Origin of the sequence: Clostridium drakei (genome assembly GCF_000633595.2) — a bacterium.
Classification (GTDB): domain Bacteria; phylum Bacillota; class Clostridia; order Clostridiales; family Clostridiaceae; genus Clostridium_AM; species Clostridium_AM drakei.
In genome coordinates, this window is sequence record NZ_JIBU02000003.1 from 32,672 (window position 1) to 52,639 (window position 19,968).

Genomic DNA, 19,968 nt, shown 5'->3' on the forward strand with positions numbered 1-19,968 from the left:
GCAACTAATCTACCCTAATGCTAGTCTTTTAATGTGTAAAAGGTGTTGTGGAATAAGATTATCAAAAAGTATGAGTACAAGAAGGTGATTATATGGATCTGAATAAGTTAAGCTTAGTTTTTAAAATCATAATAATAGCTATAGTCTATATCATAATTTCTTTAGCTCTTAGAATAATGTATAAAGATATAAAGGGTGGAGATAAGAAAGATAGAAGAAGACATAGAAAATCTTTGGGATTAGAAATTATTAACGCTGGTAATAATTCGAATTTGAGAAAGGGTGCTGTTATACCTATTCATGGAGAAATAAATATAGGAAGAAAAAGTGGAAATTTTATTGTATTGGACGACCCATATGCATCAGGATATCATGCAAGAATATTTTTAAAAAATAACGATTGTATATTAGAAGATTTAAATAGTACAAATGGTACGCTATTAAATGGAAATAGAGTAAATGGCAGAAAGTATTTAAATTCTGGTGATGAAATTGTAATAGGAAACACATCATTTAAGGTAATAGGGTAAAAATTAGATTTTCAATTAAAAATTGGTGGTGAGTGAATTTGGATACTAGTAGAGATGAAAAAAAGCTCTTAAGATATACATATCTTCTGTGCTTAGTGTGTTTTGCCAATCTGGCCATACTTAAACAGCCATTAGATAAGAATGCTATGGTTATGGCTGTGGTTACATGCTTGCTTATAGGATATTCTTATTTTATAATAAGAAAGTTTTTTTCTGATGGAGATAAATATATATTTATATTTTCGAGTATATTATCTGTTATAGGCATTGTTATGATATATAGGTTAAACATGGCTAGTTCCATAAAGCAAATTATATGGTTTGCTATAGGAGTAACAGGTTTTATACTGATAGTGGTAGTGCTTCCAGACTTAAGAAGGTTCAGTAATTATAGATATGGATATTTAGTAATTACTATAATGTTTATGGGTGTTGCTACATTGTTTGGAAGAGAAGTTAATGGTTCTAAGAACTGGATTTTCATAGGAAGTTATGGATTTCAACCCTCGGAATTTGGTAAACTGTTTTTAGTTGCATATTTGGCTTCTGCCCTAAAAGACTATAAAGATTTTAAAAATCTTATAGAGCCAGGCATAGTAGTAATGGCATGCTTAGGGTTTATGGTGTTGCAAAAAGATTTAGGATCTGCTTTAATATTTTTTGGAATATCTGTAACTATGTTGTACATAGCTACATCTAAATTTAAATATGTAATTGCATGCTTTGCTTTATCGAGCATAGGAGCTGTTGCAAGTTACAGACTCTTTGATCATGTAAGAACAAGAGTGTTAATATGGCAAAATCCTTGGCCATATGCCACAAATAAAAGTTATCAGGTAGTACAATCTATGTTTTCTATTGCCTCAGGAGGACTTACAGGGTCAGGACTTGGGCTTGGACATCCAGAATATGTTCCTGTTAACACTACAGATTTTATATTTGCAGCTTTGTGTGAGGAATTGGGTATACTTATAGGATTTGCAATAATAATATTGTATTTTCTACTTTTTTATAGGTGTATGAGAGCAGCAGTATATGAACGAGATAATTTTTCAAGGCTTTTAGCAGTAGGATATGCTGCCATGATTGCATCACAAGTTTTGGTTATAGTAGGGGGAGTTATGAATGCTATTCCTCTTACGGGTATAACATTACCTTTAGTAAGTTATGGAGGAAGTTCTATGCTTATTACGTTTTTTTCTTTGGGTATAATTCAGAAGATATCAGAAGAGGGTAGGTAGAGTATGAATGATATATCAAATAACATAAAAAAGGTTCTTATGATTTTCCTCATATGTTTTATAGGATTAATTTCATATATAACTTATTTTGAAATGGTTGAGGGGCCTAAAATAGTAAACAATACGTACAATAGAAGATTGTGGGTCAAGAGAAATGAAGTTTTGAGAGGAACTATTTACGATAGAAATGGCAAACCTTTAACGAAAAGCTCTAGAGTTAATCAAGAAACCCAAAAGAGAGAGTACACAGGCGGAGAAATATTTGCTCATGCACTAGGATATGTGGATATAAAATATGGTATTACTGGCTTGGAAAAAAAATATGATAAAGAGCTAATGGATACTGATATTGAAGATAATATTAAAAGCTTAATAAAAAATAAAGGTAAAGAACAAGAAAAAATAGGTGATAGCTTAAAAACTACATTAGACTATGATGTTCAAAGTAAAGCTTATGATCTTTTAGGAGATAACAAAGGAGCTGTAGTAGCTCTAAATCCTAAAACAGGAGAAGTTCTGGCAATGGTTTCAAAGCCATCTTTTAATCCTAATAATTTACAAGAAATATGGCAATCCATAAATGCTGATAAAAATATACCTCTTTTAAATAGAGCTACAGCTGGATTGTATCCTCCAGGTTCAACTTTTAAAACAGTTACAGCAGTAAGTGCATTAGAGAATATTCCAGGTATTAGAAATAGAACATTTCAAGACAATGGAGAGTTGAGAATAAGTGATAAATATTCTCTTCATAATTATGAAGGTGAGACATTCGGTAATATAGATTTTAAAAATGCTTATGTTCATTCAAGTAATGTAGTATTTGGTACATTGGGATTAGAACTTGGGAATGATAAGTTAAAGGAAACAGCAGAAAAGTTTTATTTTAACAAATACATACCAGCAGATGGAATACCAGTAGAGCAGAGTAAGTTTCCTACTTTGAAAAATTATGAAAAAGGAAGTATTGCTCAAACTGCTATTGGACAGAGTAGTGATTTAGCAAGTCCACTTCAAATGGCATTAGTTTCAGCTACTATAGCAAATGGTGGAACAATGATGAAACCTCAATTGGTAAAGGAAGTGCAAACAAGTAAAGGAGTACTTGTTAAATCAGTACAACCAGAATCATTAGGGCAAATTATATCTACAAGCACTGCAAATACAATGAGAGATTTTATGAAATCTGTTGTGCAAGAAGGAACTGGTGTAAATGCATCTGTTGAAGGAGTAGACGTGTGTGGTAAAACTGGAACGGCTGATCATCAAGTAAATGGGAAAGATGCTACACCACATTCTTGGTTCATAGGGTTCGCTCCTTATGATAATCCACAGATAGCGGTAGCAGTAATTGTAGAGGATGGAGGACAAGGTGGTAAGGCTGCAGCTGGAATAGCATCAGAAGTGATTAGAACATCCTTAAAAAAGTAGAATATAAAGGTGGTGCCTAATGTTGAAAATTGAAGATATTGCTAATGCAAATAATGGAGATGCCATTGAAGTTTTGGCAATGGTAAATGACAAAAGAACAGGATATAAGAAGGACGGAAGTCCCTATATAATCATGATAATGCAAGATAATACAGGATCGTTATCATTTCCAGTATGGGATCATTATGATAAGTTGAATAATTCAATGCAAGAAGGAAGCATTGTACATGTAAAGGGATTTGCAGGAAGTTTTAATGGGAATATGCAAATAAAAAACCCTGTAATACAAGTACTTCAACAAGATGTAAATTATTCGGATTTTGTGCCATTTTATGATGTACCTAAGGAGCTTATTGAATACTTTATTAAAACTATAAATAAATTAGAAGATAAATATAAGAAAATAGCTGTAGCTGCTACTGGAGCCATAGGATACAATAATGAAAGATGGAATGCATTTTTGAATTGTGTTGCAGCAGAAAAATTTCATGGTAACAAAAGAGGCGGACTTTTTATACATACTGTAGGTGTGATGAAAACTATGGAAAGTGTGCTTAATAATTATATAGATAATCCTTTTTATATGAATGCAAGTAATGTAATAAATAAGGATAGACTTATATTAAAAGCTGTGATACATGATATTATGAAAATAAAGGAATATCAATATAATGGTGTAATAAAAAGAAAGCCTATAAAATTAGATCATATAGTAATGGGTGCAGCGTATGTATCAGAAATAAATAAGGAAGTAGGCAATGTCCTTTCGGAAGAAGAGTTAGATGATATATGTTATTCTATACTTTCACATCATGGTGAGTTTGGAAAGTTCGAACCTAAAGGGGTAGAAGACATTTTATTAAATATAGCAGATATAGTAGATAGTCAAATTGTGAATGCTATAGAAAATAAAATATAAGTACATTGCGACACAACTTTTTTGAGAGGACAATTGACAGAGTACAGAGGACAATGAAGGTGAGTTTTCCTCCTTACGTCAGAAAACTAATTTATCTGAGATTTTTAAAAGCTTATTTTGCTAACGCAAAATAAGCTTTAAATTTATATAAATTAACAATGTTTCGCTTTAGTGAAACGAGTCTTCAGAAATTTGATTAAAGATTTTTAGCAGCGCAGCGGAGAAAAATCATCCTTCACTGTCCTCTGTCAATTGTCAAATGTCCTCTTAAAAAAATATTGTGTAAAAATTTATCTTAAAGGTAAGTTTTTTGCGTACAAATAGCGGAGTTCTACATGAATCTTCAATTTCATATTTTCCCGGGAAATTTTGTTGCAAAAAGTAAAATTATCACTGTTTTAATGATATAATATAGTCAATAATGGGGTTGTTTAAATACCATAAAAATATATAAAAATTTGCTTTTGTGGTATAAAGGGAGAAAATATGAAGGGGAAAACTCATGCCGGCCTTGGGATAGTTACTTTTTTATCAGTTTATAATAGTATACCGGAAAAGTTTAACTATATTGGTATGATGGTAGTTATTTTGGCATCAGTTTTGCCGGATATAGACCATCCTAAAAGTATAATAAATAAATATATATTACCATTTAGAAATAAAGCAACAAAAGTTACTTTGTACATGTGTTTGGGTATAATAATTTTATGGTATGATTATTTATATACAAAGCAACCTGTATTCAAAGCACTAGGAGTTTCTTTTATGGTAATAGCTATGTCATCCCACAGAAATGGATTAACTCATAGTTTAACAGGTATGATTATATTTTCTTTTATAGCAGGTTATATAGGAAATATGTATAATATTCATTATCTTGTTTACTATTTTATGATAGGTTATGGTATGCATCTGCTATGCGACATGGCAACTAATAGAGGGGTACCACTTTTATATCCTTTTAGAAACAAAAAGGTAAAGTTACCCATTACTTATAAAACTAATTCCAAAATGGGTAATTCCATAGAAGAATTGCTTATGATATTTGGACTTTTATTTATAATATATAAACTTCCACAAATTTTTATGAAGTAACTGTTGTGAAGATTAAGTAATATTTAATTATTTTAGGAGTGATTATGTGTTTGATTTTGAATACCATTTAAAAGTTTTACCGAATAAACCAGGTGTATACTTAATGAAAAATAGTTTAGGCGAAACAATATATGTTGGTAAAGCAAAAGTTCTAAAAAATAGAGTAAAACAGTATTTTCAAAATTCACGAAACCATTCTGAAAAAGTAAAAGCAATGGTAAAAAATATTGCTGAATTTGAATATATAGTTACAGATTCTGAAATGGAAGCTTTAATTTTGGAGTGCAACTTAATAAAAAAATATACACCAAGGTATAATATATTATTAAAGGATGACAAGCATTATCCTTTTATAAAAATTACTACTAATGAAGACTTTCCAAGAATATTTGTAACTAGAATTTTAGCTAAAGATGGTGGAAAATATTTTGGACCATATACGGATTCTTCTGCAGTATATGAAACTATAGAACTTTTAAAGAAGATATTTCCTATTAGAACTTGTAGAAAATTGATAAAAGAGAGTAGTGAAAAAATAAGACCTTGCTTAAATTATCATATTGGATTATGTAAAGCACCTTGTGATGGACATATAACTAAAAATGAATATAATAAAATGGTAGGGAATATTATAGAATTGTTATCTGGTAAAGATAAAGTTATAATAAATTCATTAACAAGTGATATGGAAGAAGCTTCAGAAAACTTGGAGTTCGAAAAGGCAGCAGCATTGAGAGATAAAATTATGGCTGTTAGAAAAATTACAGAAAAACAAAAAATAATAACAGGAAATTTTGAAGATGAAGATTTTATTAATGTTTATAGTGATGAAAAGGACAGCTGTATTCAAGTGTTTTTTTTAAGAAATGGTAAAATAACAGGAAGAGAGCATTTTATAATAGAAAATACAGAAGGCACTAACAATGAAGAGATAATTGCTGATTTTATAAAAGGATTTTATGGAGGAACTGCATATATACCTAAAACGATGTATGTTCCTGAAGTAGAAGATCAAATATTATTGGAACAGTGGCTAGCAATAAAAAGAGGTTCTAAGGTAAATGTGAAAATACCTCAAAAAGGAAGTAAGAAGGATACTTTAAATTTAGTACAAAAGAATGCAAAAATGACTTTAGAGAATTTTAAATTGAAATTTATTCAAGATAGAAAGCTGTATGGTGAATCATTAAAAGATTTATCCAGTATATTGAACTTAGAGGATATTGCTCATAGAATAGAAGCTTATGATATATCAAACATTCAAGGTGTAGATTCAGTAGGAACTATGGTAGTTTTTGAAGAAGGAAGACCTAAAAATAGTGACTATAGAAGGTTTAAAATAAATACAGTAAAAGGTGCTAATGATTATGAAAGCATGCGTGAAATTTTAACCAGAAGATTTCAGCATGGGTTGGATGAAATAGAAAAAATACAAAAAACAAAATTGCAACTAAGTGCAGGAAAGTTTTGTATATTCCCTGATTTAATCCTTATGGATGGAGGAAAAGGTCAAATCAATATAGCACTTGAAGTATTAAAAAAATTTGACATAAGTATACCTGTGTGTGGAATGGTCAAAGATTATAAACATAATACAAGAGGAATCATATACAATAATGAAGAAATTTTGATAGATTCGCATTCTAATGTTATGAAACTTGTTACTAGAATACAAGATGAAGTTCATAGGTTTGCAATAACATATCATAGGAGCTTAAGAAATAAAAGGATTTTGCATTCTATATTAGAGGACATACCAAATGTGGGGGAAAAAAGAAGAAAGGAACTTTTAAAAAGTTTCGGGAGCATAGAAAATATAAAAGTTGCAAAATATGAAGACCTTATAAAAGTGTCTTCTATTGATAGAAAAGCAGCAGAAAGTATAATAGAATACTTCAGAGGCAATGACAGGTAAGAGAGTTAAATAAAATTATAAGCTTGATCAGATAAATCTTGATTAAGCATAATACATACATTATACTAAATATGATACATAATTTTAATTTTCAAGGAGAATATGTAATGAATAAATTTAAAAACTTTAGTACAAATTTAGCTAAAATAGTAGATCTAAGAGATATAGAAATAGATGAACCTATGAAAAATCATACATCGTTTAAAGTTGGAGGGCCAGTAGATATACTTGTTACTCCTGAAAATTTCAAACAGGTTGTAGGTGTTATAGGCTTTTGTAAGGAAGAAGAAATACCATATTATATAATAGGTAATGGGTCAAATTTATTAGTAAAAGATGGCGGAATAAGAGGTGTGGTTATTAAGCTTTGTAGGTTAGATGCAGTAAGAGTAGAAGGAGACAAGATAATTGCTGAAAGTGGTGTAACTTTAAAAGAAATATCAGATATTGCAATGGAAAATTGTTTAACAGGATTTGAGTTTGCATGTGGCATCCCAGGAAGTATTGGTGGAGCAGTTGCCATGAATGCTGGTGCATATAATGGTGAAATTGTAAATGTAATAGAAAGTGCTAAAATTATAGATCAAGATGGAAACATAAAAGATTTATATAAAAAAGATTTAGAACTTGGATATAGAATGAGTTCTATATTAAAGTATGGATATACAGTACTTGAAGTAACTCTTAAGCTAGATAAAGGTGATTGCAGTAAAATAAAAGATAGAATAGGCGATCTAAATAGAAGAAGAAGTGAAAAGCAGCCATTAGAATATGCTTCAGCAGGGAGCACATTTAAGAGACCAGAAGGTTATTTTGCTGCAAAACTTATAGAGGATAGTGGATTAAAAGGCATAAGTGTTGGTGATGCAGAAGTTTCTAAAAAGCATTCTGGATTTATAATAAATAGAGGAAATGCTACAGCAAAGGACATTTTAGATTTGATATCTATTGTGCAACAAAAAGTTAAAGAAAAATTTGATGTAGAACTTTTAACTGAAGTTAGAATATTAGGAGAAGAATAGTAAAAGTTTATTTACTTTTAAAAATGTTAGTATGGAAAATGGAGAATTTAACAGTAAAATCTATGTTAAATTCTCCATTTTATATTCTATTCCTTCTTTAAAATTGTTGTGTTATAATTATAAAGAAAAAATTCACTTATGTAATGGTTAAATTTAACTCATATAATTTACTACTTATTGGAGGTTTAGCTATGAGGTTTGTTATAGTAACAGGACTGTCAGGTGCAGGTAAAACTCAAGCTATAAGGAATTTAGAAGACTTAGGATATTTTTGTGTAGATAATCTTCCACCTACATTAATACCTAAATTTGCAGAAGCTTGTTACCAGACTGATGGTAAAATAGATAAAATAGCTTTAGTTATAGATATAAGAGGCGGAAAGTTTTTTGATGATTTATTTCAAAGTCTGAAATGCCTAAAAGAGCAAGGATATAAATATGAAATTTTATTTTTAGATGCTTCCGATGAAGTACTTATAAAAAGGTTTAAAGAATCAAGAAGAAAACATCCATTAGCTCCTGATGGAAGAATATTAAATGGAATACTAATGGAAAGAAATAGATTAAGGGAAGTAAAGGATAGAGCTGATAATATTATAGATACTTCAAATCTTGCTACAAGGGAACTTAGAGAAAAAATTACAGAAATATATGCAGAAGAAGGTCAATTAGAAACTCAGCTTATGATAACGGTACTTTCATTTGGTTTTAAATATGGTATACCTGTAGATTCTGATTTGGTGTTTGATGTAAGATTTCTACCAAACCCATATTATATACCAGAGTTAAAAAAATATTCTGGTAATGATAAGCCAGTTAGTGATTATGTTATGAATTTTAAGGAAACTCGAAATTTTATAGATAAATTAGAGGATATGCTTGAATTCTTAATTCCAAATTATTTAAAAGAAGGCAAAAGACAACTAATAGTATCTATTGGATGTACAGGTGGACGACACAGATCTGTGACTATTGCTAATTCTATTTACGAAAAATTAAAAAAGGATGGACACAAAGTTAACATAGATCATAGAGATATAGAAGAAGATGTTAACAAAGGTGGTAAGAAACTATGAAAATAGTAGATTGGCTTAGGCCAGGCATAAAGGTTAAAAGATGGGTTATGCTTGGTAGTATGGGAATATTATTCATTGTATTCGGTGTACTGGAATTTGTAAATAGAAGGCTTTACAGTATGTATTATATATCATTTTATTTATTCTTAATTGCATCAGGTGTGTTTGTTTTATATGTATCTATAATGCAAGGTATGCGTTCAATAATTGCATTGATAAATAAAGGGTATTTGAATGTATCCATAGATTCTAGAAAACTTGAAAATCTTATATATGAAAAAAGACTGTTAGTAAAAGGACCTAAAATTGTAGTTATAGGTGGAGGAACAGGGTTATCTACTATGCTTAGAGGTTTAAAATATTATACTTCTAACATAACAGCTATAGTTACAGTAGCAGATGATGGAGGAGGATCTGGAGATTTAAGAGAAGACCTTGGAATGCTTCCTCCAGGTGATATAAGAAACTGTATTCTTGCATTGGCAGATACTGAGCCATTAATGGAAGATTTACTTCAGTATAGATTCAAAGATGGAAGATTAAAAAATCAGAGCTTTGGTAACTTATTTTTAGCGGCTATGGATGGAATATCCAATAATTTTGAAGAAGCTGTTCATAAAATGAGCTCTGTTCTTGCTGTAACTGGGAAAGTTATGCCAGTTACTTTAGATAACGTAATATTAAAAGCAAAATTAAAAAATGGAACCATTGTAGCAGGTGAATCTAATATTCCAAATGAAGCTATAAAACAAAATACGTCTATTGATAAAATATTTATAGAACCTAAAAATGCAAAACCACTTAAAGAAGCTATAGATGCTATAATGGAGGCAGATGCGATAATACTTGGACCAGGAAGTCTTTATACCAGTGTTATACCTAATCTTCTAGTTAAGGATATAGCTGAAGCTGTTAAAAAAACTAATGCCATAAAGTTGTATGTATCAAATATAATGACGCAGCGAGGAGAAACAGATGGTTTTGGTGTTGAAGATCATATAAAGGCTATATTTAAACATGCAGGTGGAGAAATAATAGATTATGTTGTTATAAATATAGGCAGGATAGATGATGAATTGGAAGATAGATATAAAGAAGAAACTTCACATCTAGTTAAAATAGATAGCATTGAGGAATTGAAAAAACTTAATGTAAATGTTATAGAGGGGGATTTTATAAAAATTAAAAACGGACTTATAAGACACAACTCTGAAAAACTTGCTTCAATATTGATAGAAACTATTATGGAGAAAAAACTTCTATTTGATAGAAGAAAGATTATTGAGTATTTCTATTTATCAGAAAGATTAAAGCAAAATAAGAATAAATAGGAGAATAAAAATGTCATTTTCATTGAAAGTAAAAAATGAAGTTTGCAGATATGTAGAAATGGATAAATCACAAGCAATAGCTGAACTATCTGCAATAATGAAAGTTAGTGGTACGCTATTACTTGGTGGAAATAAACAATTTAGTTTCAAAGTTACTACAGAAAATCCCGCTATTGCAAGGTTTGTATTTAAGTTATTAAAGGATCATTTTAGTATTCATACAAAAATAATGGTGAAGAAAAGTAATTCATTGAAAAAAAACAATGTATATATGATTTTAATTACAGAAGAAATGGGGGTAAAAAACCTTCTAAAAGAAGTAGGATTACTAAAAGAAAAGGAAAATATATTTGCATTAGATTATAGTATACCTGAAGATATATTAGATGATGAAAATTGTAAAAGAGCTTATATAAGAGGAGCTTTTCTAGGAGGAGGAAGTGTAAGCAATCCTGAAAAAACTTATCACTTGGAATTTGTTACTCATGATAATGAATATGCTGATGATTTAAGTTCACTTATAAATCAATATGGCTTAAATTCAAAAGTAATACAAAGAAAAAGCAGTTTTATAGTTTACATCAAAGAAGGTGAACAAATAGTAGATTTGTTAAATATAATAAGTGCTCATTCATCTCTTTTGGAGTTAGAGAATGTAAGAATAATGAAGGAAATGAGGAATAATGTAAATAGGTTAGTAAATTGTGAAACCGCTAATTTAAGCAAAACAGTTAATGCGGCTGTAAGGCAAGTTGAAAGTATAAGAATTATTCAAAAAGAGATTGGTCTTACTAGGCTTCCTAAAAACTTACAGGAAATTGCAGAACTTAGATTAAATTACCCTGATGAATCGCTAAAAGAATTAGGAGAAATGTTAAATCCACCAGTAGGAAAATCAGGAGTTAACCATAGACTTAGAAGAATAGAAAAAATAGCAGAGGAAGTTAGAAGAGAAGGAAGGTAGGATGGGACCGTGTCAAAGCATGAAGATATAATAAAGTATATACTTTCACTTGAAGTTGGAACAAAAATTTCTGTTAGAAGTATAGCCAATGATTTAGGTGTTAGCGATGGGACTGCATATAGAGCAATAAAAGATTCAGATGCTCTAGGTATAGTTACCACTATACCTAGAGTTGGAACTGTAAGGATAGAAAAAGTAGAGAAAAAGAATATTGAAATGTTAACGTATGGTGAAGTAATAAATATCGTTGATGGAACTCTATTGGGAGGAAAAAACGGTGTATATAAGACTCTTCATAGATTTGTTATAGGTGCTATGACTATTGACGCTATGGAAAAATATTTAATAGCAGATTGCCTTCTTATAGTTGGAAATAGGGAAGAAGCTCAAAAATTAGCTTTAATGAATCAATGTGGAGTTCTTATAACAGGAGGATTTACATGTAGTGATGAAATTAAAAAGTTAGCTAATGAAAGATGTCTTCCTATAATATCTACTACTTATGATACATTTACTGTTGCCAGTATGATTAACAAGGCTATATCTGAAAATCTTATAAAGAAGGATATAGTTTTAGTTGAAGACATTATGGAAACTAGTCCATACTTCCTTAAGTGCAGTAATACTGTGGGCGAATGGAAAAAGATTATGCTGGAAACTAAACATCAAAGGTATCCCGTGGTGGATGAAGAAGGAAAGCTTATAGGCATAGTTACGCTTAAGGAGTTATCTAATAATGATGATTCTGATCTTGTAGGTAGAATAATGCATAAGGAACCTATAACAGTCACTCCAAAGACTACAGTAGCATATGCGGCACACATAATGGCTTGGGAAGGCATAGAAATGTTTCCAGTAGTTAAAGGAAAAACTTTGATTGGTGTAATAACAAGAAGAGATGTTATTAAAGCTCTTCAATTTATGGATAGACAGCCACAGGCGGCAGAAACATTGGAGGATTTAGTACTTAAGAATTTTGAGTTTAAATTTGACAATGATAAAGCATATTTTTCAGGTAAAATAACTCCTGAAATGTTGGACCCTATAGGAACTGCTTCTTGGAGTTCATTAAATATGCTAGTGTCTACTATGGGTATTATGACATTGAGGCAAAAAAATAACATTAATGTTTTAGTCGATAGTATAAATACTTATTTTATGAAACCTGTTCAAATGGATAGCAAAATACATATATATACGAGTATAATAGATACAGGAAGAAATTTTTGTAAAGTACAAATAGATATGTTTGATAACAAAAGAGAGCTTATAGCTAAGACATTTTTATCTGCAAAGATATTAAGAAGATAAATAAAAAATAACCATTAAATAAACCAGGGGGAATGTATTAATGTTTACGCACATAGTATTTTTTAAATTAAAGGACAAAAGTCTAGAGAATGTAGAAAAGGCTGCAAATATTTTAAGAGCCATGGAAGGACAAATACCTCAGTTAAAAGAATTAACTGTTGGAAAAGATGTGGTACATTCAGGTAGATCATTTGATGTTGGAATTATTACAAAGTTTAATTCTCATGAGGAAATGGATGAATATCAAGTGTGTCCGTTCCATGTAAATCAAGTGTTGGCAAAATTAAAGCCAATGTTAGAATCATCAGCAGCTATAGATTTTGAAGAATAAAGAATTAAGTACATTAATAAAAAATAGACCTATTATGATAGTGACTGCCACAGTATGGGGCAGCTACTATTTTTTGTACATAATGATATAATTTAGTTGTTAGTTGACGATAATTAAGATGATGAAAAGAAAGAAGGTGAGGGTAGTTGGAAGAGAAGACATATGAGTGGGTAAGTTTGCATCAACATACAGGATATTCTCTGCTAGATTCTTCAGCTAAAATTCCAGAACTTATAAGTAAGGCTAAAGAGCTTGGAATGAAGAGTATAGCTATAACAGATCATGGAGTAATGTATGGATGTGTTGATTTTTATAAAGAGGCTAAAGAACAAGGGATAAAACCTATAATAGGCTGTGAAGTGTATGTTGCAGGAAAGTCTATGCACATAAAGCAGAATGATAAAGCAAATGAAAATTATCATCTTGTGCTGCTTGTAAAAAATGAAACAGGATATAAAAATCTTATGAAAATAGTTTCTAAGGCGTCTGTAGAAGGATTTTATTATAAGCCTAGAACGGATCATGATTATTTAAAAAAACATAGTGAAGGATTGATATCACTAAGCGCTTGTTTAGGAGGAGAAATTCAATCTTATATTTTAAAAGAAAATTTGAGCAAAGCAAAAGAAATAGCTCTTTTATATAAAGATATATTTAAAGATGGATTTTATCTTGAACTTCAATATCATGGTATGGAGGAACAAGAAAAGGTTAATGAGGAATTAATAAAAATGTCCAAAGAATTGGATATACCTTTGGTTGCTACAAATGATGTACATTATATAAAAAAAGAAGATTATAAGGCTCATGATGTTTTACTGTGCATCCAGACAGGAAAAGTTGTAGATGAAGAAGATAGAATGAGATATCCATCAGATGAATTCTATTTAAAGTCACCAGAAGAAATGTACAAGATATTTTCTAGAGTGCCTGAAGCTTTAGAAAATACAGTAAAAATAGCTGAGCAGTGTAATTTTGATTATGAATTTCATAAATCTAAACTTCCTAAATTCCCATTGCCAGATGATGTGGAGCCTTATGAATATTTAAAGGATTTATGTTACAAAGGGTTGATACAAAGGTATAAAGTATTTGAAAAACTCATAGAAATTCCATTTAACATAGAAAATGTAAATGAATTAGTAAATAGTAATGATGAAGCTAAAAAACTTGTAGAAAGACTAGAATACGAACTTTCTATCATAAAGCAGATGGGATATGTAGATTATTTTCTAATAGTATGGGATTTTATTAATTTTTCTGTGAAGAATGGGATAATGACAGGTCCAGGAAGAGGATCAGCAGCAGGATCTATAATTGCATATACATTGGGAATAACTAAAATAGATCCAATTAAATACAGCTTATTGTTTGAAAGGTTTTTAAATCCTGAACGTGTATCTATGCCAGATATAGATTCAGATTTTTGCTATGAAAGGCGTGGAGAGGTAATAGACTATGTTGTAAGGAAATATGGAGAGAATAGTGTATCTCAAATTATAACCTTTGGAACTATGGCTGCTAGAGCGTGTATAAGAGATGTGGGAAGAGCTATGAATTACCCTTATGCTGAAGTGGATAGAATAGCTAAAATGATACCTACAGTACTAAACATAACTATTGATAAGGCACTAGAGTTAAATTCTGAATTGAAGGAAGCCTATGAAAGTGAAGAGAGAACAAAGGCATTAATAGATATAGCTAAAGCTTTGGAAGGACTTCCAAGACATACGTCTACTCATGCAGCAGGTGTAGTTATAGCATCTCAGCCTTTAGTTAACTATGTGCCTATGCAAAAAAATGAAGATAATATAGTAACTCAATTTACCATGGGAACACTAGAAGAGTTGGGACTTCTAAAGATGGACTTTTTAGGATTAAGAACTCTAACAGTGCTTAGAGATGCAGTAAACATGGTTAAGGACAATAAAGGGATAAGCGTAGACTTAGATAAAATAGATTATGATGATAAGCGTGTATACAGTATGATAGGAGAAGGTAAAACTGTAGGCGTGTTTCAGTTGGAATCTGCAGGAATGACATCTTTCATGAAAGAATTAAGGCCGGATTCTTTGGAGGATATCATAGCGGGAATCAGTCTTTACAGACCAGGTCCTATGGCAGAAATACCTAAATATATTAGCAATAAAAATGATCCTGAGGGTATTGAGTATTTAACACCTGAATTAGAATCCATATTGGGTGTAACCTATGGATGTATGGTATATCAAGAGCAGGTTATGGAGATAGTTAGAAAGCTTGCTGGATATTCTATGGGTAGAAGTGATTTAGTAAGACGTGCTATGTCTAAGAAAAAACATCATGTAATGGAAGAGGAAAGACATAATTTCATATATGGAATAGTAGATGAAGAAGGAATAGAAAAGGTTTCAGGATGTATAAAGAATGGAATATCTGAAAATGCAGCTGATAAGATATTTGATTCTATGATGGATTTTGCAAGTTATGCATTTAATAAAAGTCATGCTGCTTGTTATGCGATAGTGGCATTTCAAACAGCTTATATGATACATTATTATCCAACTGAATATATTGCCGCCATGTTAAATAGTGTAAAAGGTGATAATGAAAAGGTTGCATATTATACTAGATTCGCGGATGAAATTGGAATTCAAGTTTTAACTCCAAATATAAATGAAAGTTATGCTAAGTTTACAGTTAAGGATGATAAAATAAGATTTGGACTTTCGGCTATTAAAAATGTAGGTGAAAATGTAATAGATAGTATAGTAAAATCAAGGGAAAGTAAAGGGGTATTTTTAAACTTAGTTGATTTTTGTAATAAAATAGATGCTTCATGCATAAACAAAAGAGTAGTGGAAAGTCTTATAAAAGCAGGAGGGTTTGATTGTTTTAAGGTATATAGATCAAAATTACTTGCAGTTTATGAAAAGGTATTGGATGGAGTAAGTAATTCTAGAAAAAAAAATATAGATGGACAAATGAGTCTTTTTACAGATTTTAAAAAGATAGAAGTTAATATAGAATATCCTGAAATAAAGGAATTTGAAAAAAGACACATTTTAGCCATGGAAAAAGAAATGACAGGACTTTATTTATCAGGACATCCTTTAGAAGAATATGAAAAAAGCTTATCATTACAAACCAGTGCTAAAATATCAGACATAATAGGTGATGAAGCTTTAGAAGATGGAACAGTTGGACAGCAGTCTAAATTAAAAGATAGAGATAAAGTAATTGTAGGTGGCATTATAAATTCAGTAACAAAAAAAGTGACTAGAAACAATGATATGATGGCTTTTATAAAATTAGAGGATTTGTATGGAGTAATAGAAATTATAATATTTCCAAAGGTATTTCAAAAATATAGAAGTTTAATAGATGAAGATGGTATAGTAATAGTAAAGGGAAGAGTGAGTGTAAGAGAAGATGAACAGCCTAAAATATTATGTGAAAGCTTAGAACCTGTAATAAAGGAAAATACTGAAAAATTATATATACAAATAGAAGATGAAAGTAGCTTAAAAAATGCGCTTTATGAAACTAAATCTTTATTTTTAGATTTTAAAGGAAATGTACCTGTATATTTTTGTACTAAAAAAGAAAGAAAAAAATTTAGATTGGATAAAGAGCTATGGATAAATAGTGACATAGAACTTTTATCTAATCTTAAAAAAATGTTTGGAGATAAAAATGTTAAAGTAATTTAAAATTATTAAGTATATTTTTTTTTAATAAACAAAATATATAGAGAGGAAGATTAAGATACCTCTCTATATATTAAAAAAATATATTATATTTTATAGAAATTATTGAATATTTTATGGATTTCGATTAAAATTATTAATATAGAATACTGAAGCCGACATGATTATGTGTTATAATGTAAAAAGAGAATAAATATTGTATAATGTTCGTGGGACATAAAATGTCCCAGCGGTCATAGGAGGTATATGTATGAAAACAATAGCTGTGCTAACAAGTGGTGGGGATGCGCCAGGAATGAATGCTGCTATAAGAGCAGTAGTAAGGGCAGGCCTAGATAAAGGCTTAAAAGTAATGGGTATACAAAGGGGTTATAGTGGATTACTAAGTGGTGAAATTTTCCCAATGGATAGACATAGTGTAGCTGATATTATACAACGTGGTGGAACTATGCTAAGGACTGCACGTTGCGAAGAATTTAAAACAGAAGCAGGAAGAAAAAAAGGTGCGAATATATTAAAGACTTTTGGTATAGATGGGTTGGTAGTAATTGGAGGAGATGGATCTTTCCATGGAGCTCAATTATTATCAAAATTAGGAATAGCAACAGTAGGATTACCAGGAACTATAGACAATGACTTACCATATACAGATTATACAATAGGTTTTGATACTGCTGTAAACACAGTTTTAGATGCTATAAATAAACTAAGAGATACCTCAACATCTCATGAAAGAGTAAGTATTGTTGAAGTTATGGGAAGAAATTGTGGTGATATAGCACTTTATGCAGGACTTGCAGGTGGTGCTGAAAGCATAATCGTTCCTGAAAAGGGATATAAGCAAGATGAATTATGTAGAACTATATTAGAAGGTAAATTAAGAGGAAAAATGCATAATCTAATAATACTTGCAGAAGGTATTGGTGGAGCAGATCAGTTAGCTGAAAAAGTAGAAGAAATTACAGGTATAGAAGCAAGAGCTACTAAACTTGGACATATACAAAGAGGTGGAAGTCCTACTTGTGCAGATAGAGTATTGGCTTCTAGAATGGGATTTAAAGCTGTTGAATTATTAGCAGAAGGAAAGTCTTCTAGAGTAGTTGGAGTAATTGGCGGTAAGATAGAAGATATGGATATAGATGAAGCATTAGCAATTCCAAGAAATTTTGATGAGAGGCTTTATGACATCGCGAAAATATTATCATATTAAGATATAAGTAAATTTTAAATATATATTAAGGAGAATAAAGCTATGCAAAAGACTAAAATGATTTTTACAATTGGACCAGCAAGTGACACAGAAGAGGTTTTGTCAAAGTTAATTGAAGCTGGAATGAGTGCTTCAAGACATAATTTTTCCCATGGTGATCATCAAGAACATGGAGAAAGAATAGAGTTAGTAAAAAAGTTGAGAAAAAAATATAATAAGCAAATAGGAATAATACTTGATACTAAAGGACCTGAAATAAGAACAGGATATTTTCCAGAGAAAGTAGAATTAGTTGAAGGTACAAATTATACAATAGTTTGTGGTGAAGATGTAAATGGAGATGCTACAAGATGTAATTTAAGTTATCGTGAATTATATAAAGATGTTAAACCAGGAGATATGATATTAATGGCTGATGGTTTAATTGGTATGGAGGTTCAAGAAGTTAAAGGAACTGATATACATTGTATTATAAGAAACAGTGGAATGATAACTACTAAAAAAAATGCCAATGTACCAAATGTAAAAACTAACCTTCCTTCTTTTACAGAAAAGGATGTTGAGGATTTAAAATTTGGTTGTGAAATGGGTGTTGATTATGTAGCAGCATCTTTCATAAGAAAAGCAGCCGATGTTTTAGCTATAAGAAAATTATTGGAACAATTTGGTGGACATGATATACAAATAATCTCCAAGATAGAAAATCAAGAAGGTGTTGATAACATCGATGAGATAATTAAATTCTCAGATGGTATAATGGTTGCCAGAGGAGATATGGGATCAGAAATTCCAATAGAAAGAGTCCCATCAGCTCAAAAAATGATAATTGAAAAATGTAATAAGGCTGGTAAGTTTGTTGTAACAGCTACACAAATGTTAGATTCAATGGAAAGAAATCCTAGGCCAACTAGGGCAGAAGCTTCAGATGTAGCTAATGCAATATTAGATGGTACTGATGCTGTAATGTTAAGTGGAGAGTCAGCAAATGGAAAGTGGCCTGTGGAAGCTGCTCAAACAATGTCTAGAATAGCTAAAGAAGCTGAGTCCACAATAAAATATAAAGAAACATTAAATAAAATGAAAGATTCTCATATTTATACTGTGGCAAATGCTATAAGTTTAGCTACTTGTACAACTGCATCAGAATTGAATGCATCAGCTATAATAACAGCTACCCAAAGTGGATATACAGCAAGAATGGTTTCTAAATATAGAACAGCAAGTCCTATTATAGCAGTAACTCCAAGTGATAGAGTTGCCAGAGGGTTAGCTTTAAACTGGGGAGTATTTCCAATATGTGCACAAAAAATGAATTCTACAGATGAACTAATAGAGAAATCTGTAGAAATGTCTCTAAAAACTGGATATGTTAAAAAGGGAGACTTAGTTGTTATAGCAGCAGGCATACCTGTAAGTTATTCAGGAACTACAAATATGCTTAAGGTTCATATAGTTGGAGATATACTAGTTCAAGGTAGAGGTGCAGGTGCTAAACCAGGTTATGGTAATGTAAAAATAGTTAAATCAGCTAAAGAAGCAGATGAAATTATTGAAAAAGGTGATATTCTTGTTGTAAAGAGTTTAGATAGAGAATATATATCTGTACTTAATAGAGTTGCTGGTGTAATAGGAGAAGAAGGTGGATTGACTTCACATCTAGCTATAGAATGTATATCAAGTGAAATACCTATTATATGTAATGCAGGTGGTGCAACTGAAGTATTAAAAACAGGAGCTTTTATTACAATGGATGTTGTAAGAGGAATTGTTTATAATGGAAGAACTAATGTAATGTAAATCAAAAGACTGTCATAATTTTATGGCAGTCTTTTATTTTATATATATTTATAAAATAGTTAATGATATATATAAAATAATTAATAAAATGAATAAAATATTTGTA

Annotated in this window: 15 protein-coding genes; all 15 read left to right on the forward strand. The window is 30.5% G+C overall.

Annotated elements, in window-relative coordinates; all coding sequences use genetic code 11:
• The first annotated feature begins 92 nt into the window (after window positions 1–92).
• Window positions 93–530, forward strand: a complete 438-nt coding sequence (locus EG57_RS0201230; RefSeq protein WP_032075502.1) for an FHA domain-containing protein — start codon at window positions 93–95, stop codon at window positions 528–530.
• A 38-nt stretch (window positions 531–568) separates the two neighbouring features.
• Window positions 569–1,771, forward strand: coding sequence for an FtsW/RodA/SpoVE family cell cycle protein (locus tag EG57_RS0201235; RefSeq protein ID WP_032075503.1), 1,203 nt, complete (start codon window positions 569–571; stop codon window positions 1,769–1,771).
• 3 nt (window positions 1,772–1,774) lie between these two features.
• A complete protein-coding gene (locus EG57_RS0201240; RefSeq protein ID WP_032075504.1) occupies window positions 1,775–3,202 on the forward strand; it encodes a peptidoglycan D,D-transpeptidase FtsI family protein in 1,428 nt (475 codons plus the stop codon).
• A 22-nt stretch (window positions 3,203–3,224) separates the two neighbouring features.
• On the forward strand, window positions 3,225–4,121 hold the full coding sequence (locus EG57_RS0201245) for an HD domain-containing protein (protein ID WP_032075613.1): 897 nt from the start codon (window positions 3,225–3,227) through the stop codon (window positions 4,119–4,121).
• A gap of 486 nt (window positions 4,122–4,607) precedes the next feature.
• Window positions 4,608–5,216: a metal-dependent hydrolase gene (locus EG57_RS0201250; RefSeq protein ID WP_032075505.1), complete on the forward strand. Its 609-nt coding sequence runs from the start codon at window positions 4,608–4,610 to the stop codon at window positions 5,214–5,216.
• A 46-nt stretch (window positions 5,217–5,262) separates the two neighbouring features.
• Window positions 5,263–7,131: an excinuclease ABC subunit UvrC gene (gene uvrC, locus EG57_RS0201255; RefSeq protein WP_032075506.1), complete on the forward strand. Its 1,869-nt coding sequence runs from the start codon at window positions 5,263–5,265 to the stop codon at window positions 7,129–7,131.
• A 107-nt stretch (window positions 7,132–7,238) separates the two neighbouring features.
• Window positions 7,239–8,153, forward strand: a complete 915-nt coding sequence (murB, locus tag EG57_RS0201260) for a UDP-N-acetylmuramate dehydrogenase (protein WP_032075507.1) — start codon at window positions 7,239–7,241, stop codon at window positions 8,151–8,153.
• A 191-nt stretch (window positions 8,154–8,344) separates the two neighbouring features.
• On the forward strand, window positions 8,345–9,229 hold the full coding sequence (rapZ, locus tag EG57_RS0201265) for an RNase adapter RapZ (RefSeq protein WP_029159397.1): 885 nt from the start codon (window positions 8,345–8,347) through the stop codon (window positions 9,227–9,229).
• Complete coding sequence (locus EG57_RS0201270) at window positions 9,226–10,560, forward strand: gluconeogenesis factor YvcK family protein (RefSeq protein WP_032075508.1); 1,335 nt, start codon at window positions 9,226–9,228, stop codon at window positions 10,558–10,560. The genes rapZ and EG57_RS0201270 overlap by 4 nt, the downstream gene beginning before the upstream one ends.
• Before the next feature lie 10 nt (window positions 10,561–10,570).
• Window positions 10,571–11,524 (forward strand): DNA-binding protein WhiA, encoded by a 954-nt coding sequence (whiA, locus tag EG57_RS0201275; RefSeq protein ID WP_032075509.1) that lies wholly within the window; start codon window positions 10,571–10,573, stop codon window positions 11,522–11,524.
• A 9-nt stretch (window positions 11,525–11,533) separates the two neighbouring features.
• The gene (locus tag EG57_RS0201280; protein WP_032075510.1) at window positions 11,534–12,835 is read left to right on the forward strand and encodes a DRTGG domain-containing protein; all 1,302 of its coding nucleotides are present in this window, start codon (window positions 11,534–11,536) and stop codon (window positions 12,833–12,835) included.
• Between the two features lie 40 nt (window positions 12,836–12,875).
• A complete protein-coding gene (locus EG57_RS0201285) occupies window positions 12,876–13,166 on the forward strand; it encodes a Dabb family protein (RefSeq protein ID WP_032075511.1) in 291 nt (96 codons plus the stop codon).
• 146 nt (window positions 13,167–13,312) lie between these two features.
• Window positions 13,313–16,858 carry a DNA polymerase III subunit alpha gene (locus tag EG57_RS0201290; protein ID WP_032075512.1) on the forward strand — a complete coding sequence of 1,182 codons (3,546 nt, stop codon included), beginning with the start codon at window positions 13,313–13,315 and terminating at the stop codon, window positions 16,856–16,858.
• Between the two features lie 247 nt (window positions 16,859–17,105).
• Window positions 17,106–18,065 (forward strand): 6-phosphofructokinase, encoded by a 960-nt coding sequence (gene pfkA / locus EG57_RS0201295; RefSeq protein WP_029159403.1) that lies wholly within the window; start codon window positions 17,106–17,108, stop codon window positions 18,063–18,065.
• A 42-nt stretch (window positions 18,066–18,107) separates the two neighbouring features.
• Window positions 18,108–19,862: a pyruvate kinase gene (gene pyk, locus EG57_RS0201300; RefSeq protein WP_032075513.1), complete on the forward strand. Its 1,755-nt coding sequence runs from the start codon at window positions 18,108–18,110 to the stop codon at window positions 19,860–19,862.
• Window positions 19,863–19,968: the final 106 nt, after the last annotated feature.

What these genes read in the sequence shown, in the direction of transcription:
- pfkA (WP_029159403.1), top strand. Translation starts at nt 17,106, where the DNA reads ATGAAAACAATAGCTGTGCTAACAAGTGGTGGGGATGCGCCAGGAATG.
- EG57_RS0201240 (WP_032075504.1), top strand. Translation starts at nt 1,775, where the DNA reads ATGAATGATATATCAAATAACATAAAAAAGGTTCTTATGATTTTCCTC.
- pyk (WP_032075513.1), top strand. Translation starts at nt 18,108, where the DNA reads ATGCAAAAGACTAAAATGATTTTTACAATTGGACCAGCAAGTGACACA.
- EG57_RS0201230 (WP_032075502.1), top strand. Translation starts at nt 93, where the DNA reads ATGGATCTGAATAAGTTAAGCTTAGTTTTTAAAATCATAATAATAGCT.
- EG57_RS0201270 (WP_032075508.1), top strand. Translation starts at nt 9,226, where the DNA reads ATGAAAATAGTAGATTGGCTTAGGCCAGGCATAAAGGTTAAAAGATGG.
- EG57_RS0201250 (WP_032075505.1), top strand. Translation starts at nt 4,608, where the DNA reads ATGAAGGGGAAAACTCATGCCGGCCTTGGGATAGTTACTTTTTTATCA.
- EG57_RS0201285 (WP_032075511.1), top strand. Translation starts at nt 12,876, where the DNA reads ATGTTTACGCACATAGTATTTTTTAAATTAAAGGACAAAAGTCTAGAG.
- rapZ (WP_029159397.1), top strand. Translation starts at nt 8,345, where the DNA reads ATGAGGTTTGTTATAGTAACAGGACTGTCAGGTGCAGGTAAAACTCAA.
- murB (WP_032075507.1), top strand. Translation starts at nt 7,239, where the DNA reads ATGAATAAATTTAAAAACTTTAGTACAAATTTAGCTAAAATAGTAGAT.
- whiA (WP_032075509.1), top strand. Translation starts at nt 10,571, where the DNA reads ATGTCATTTTCATTGAAAGTAAAAAATGAAGTTTGCAGATATGTAGAA.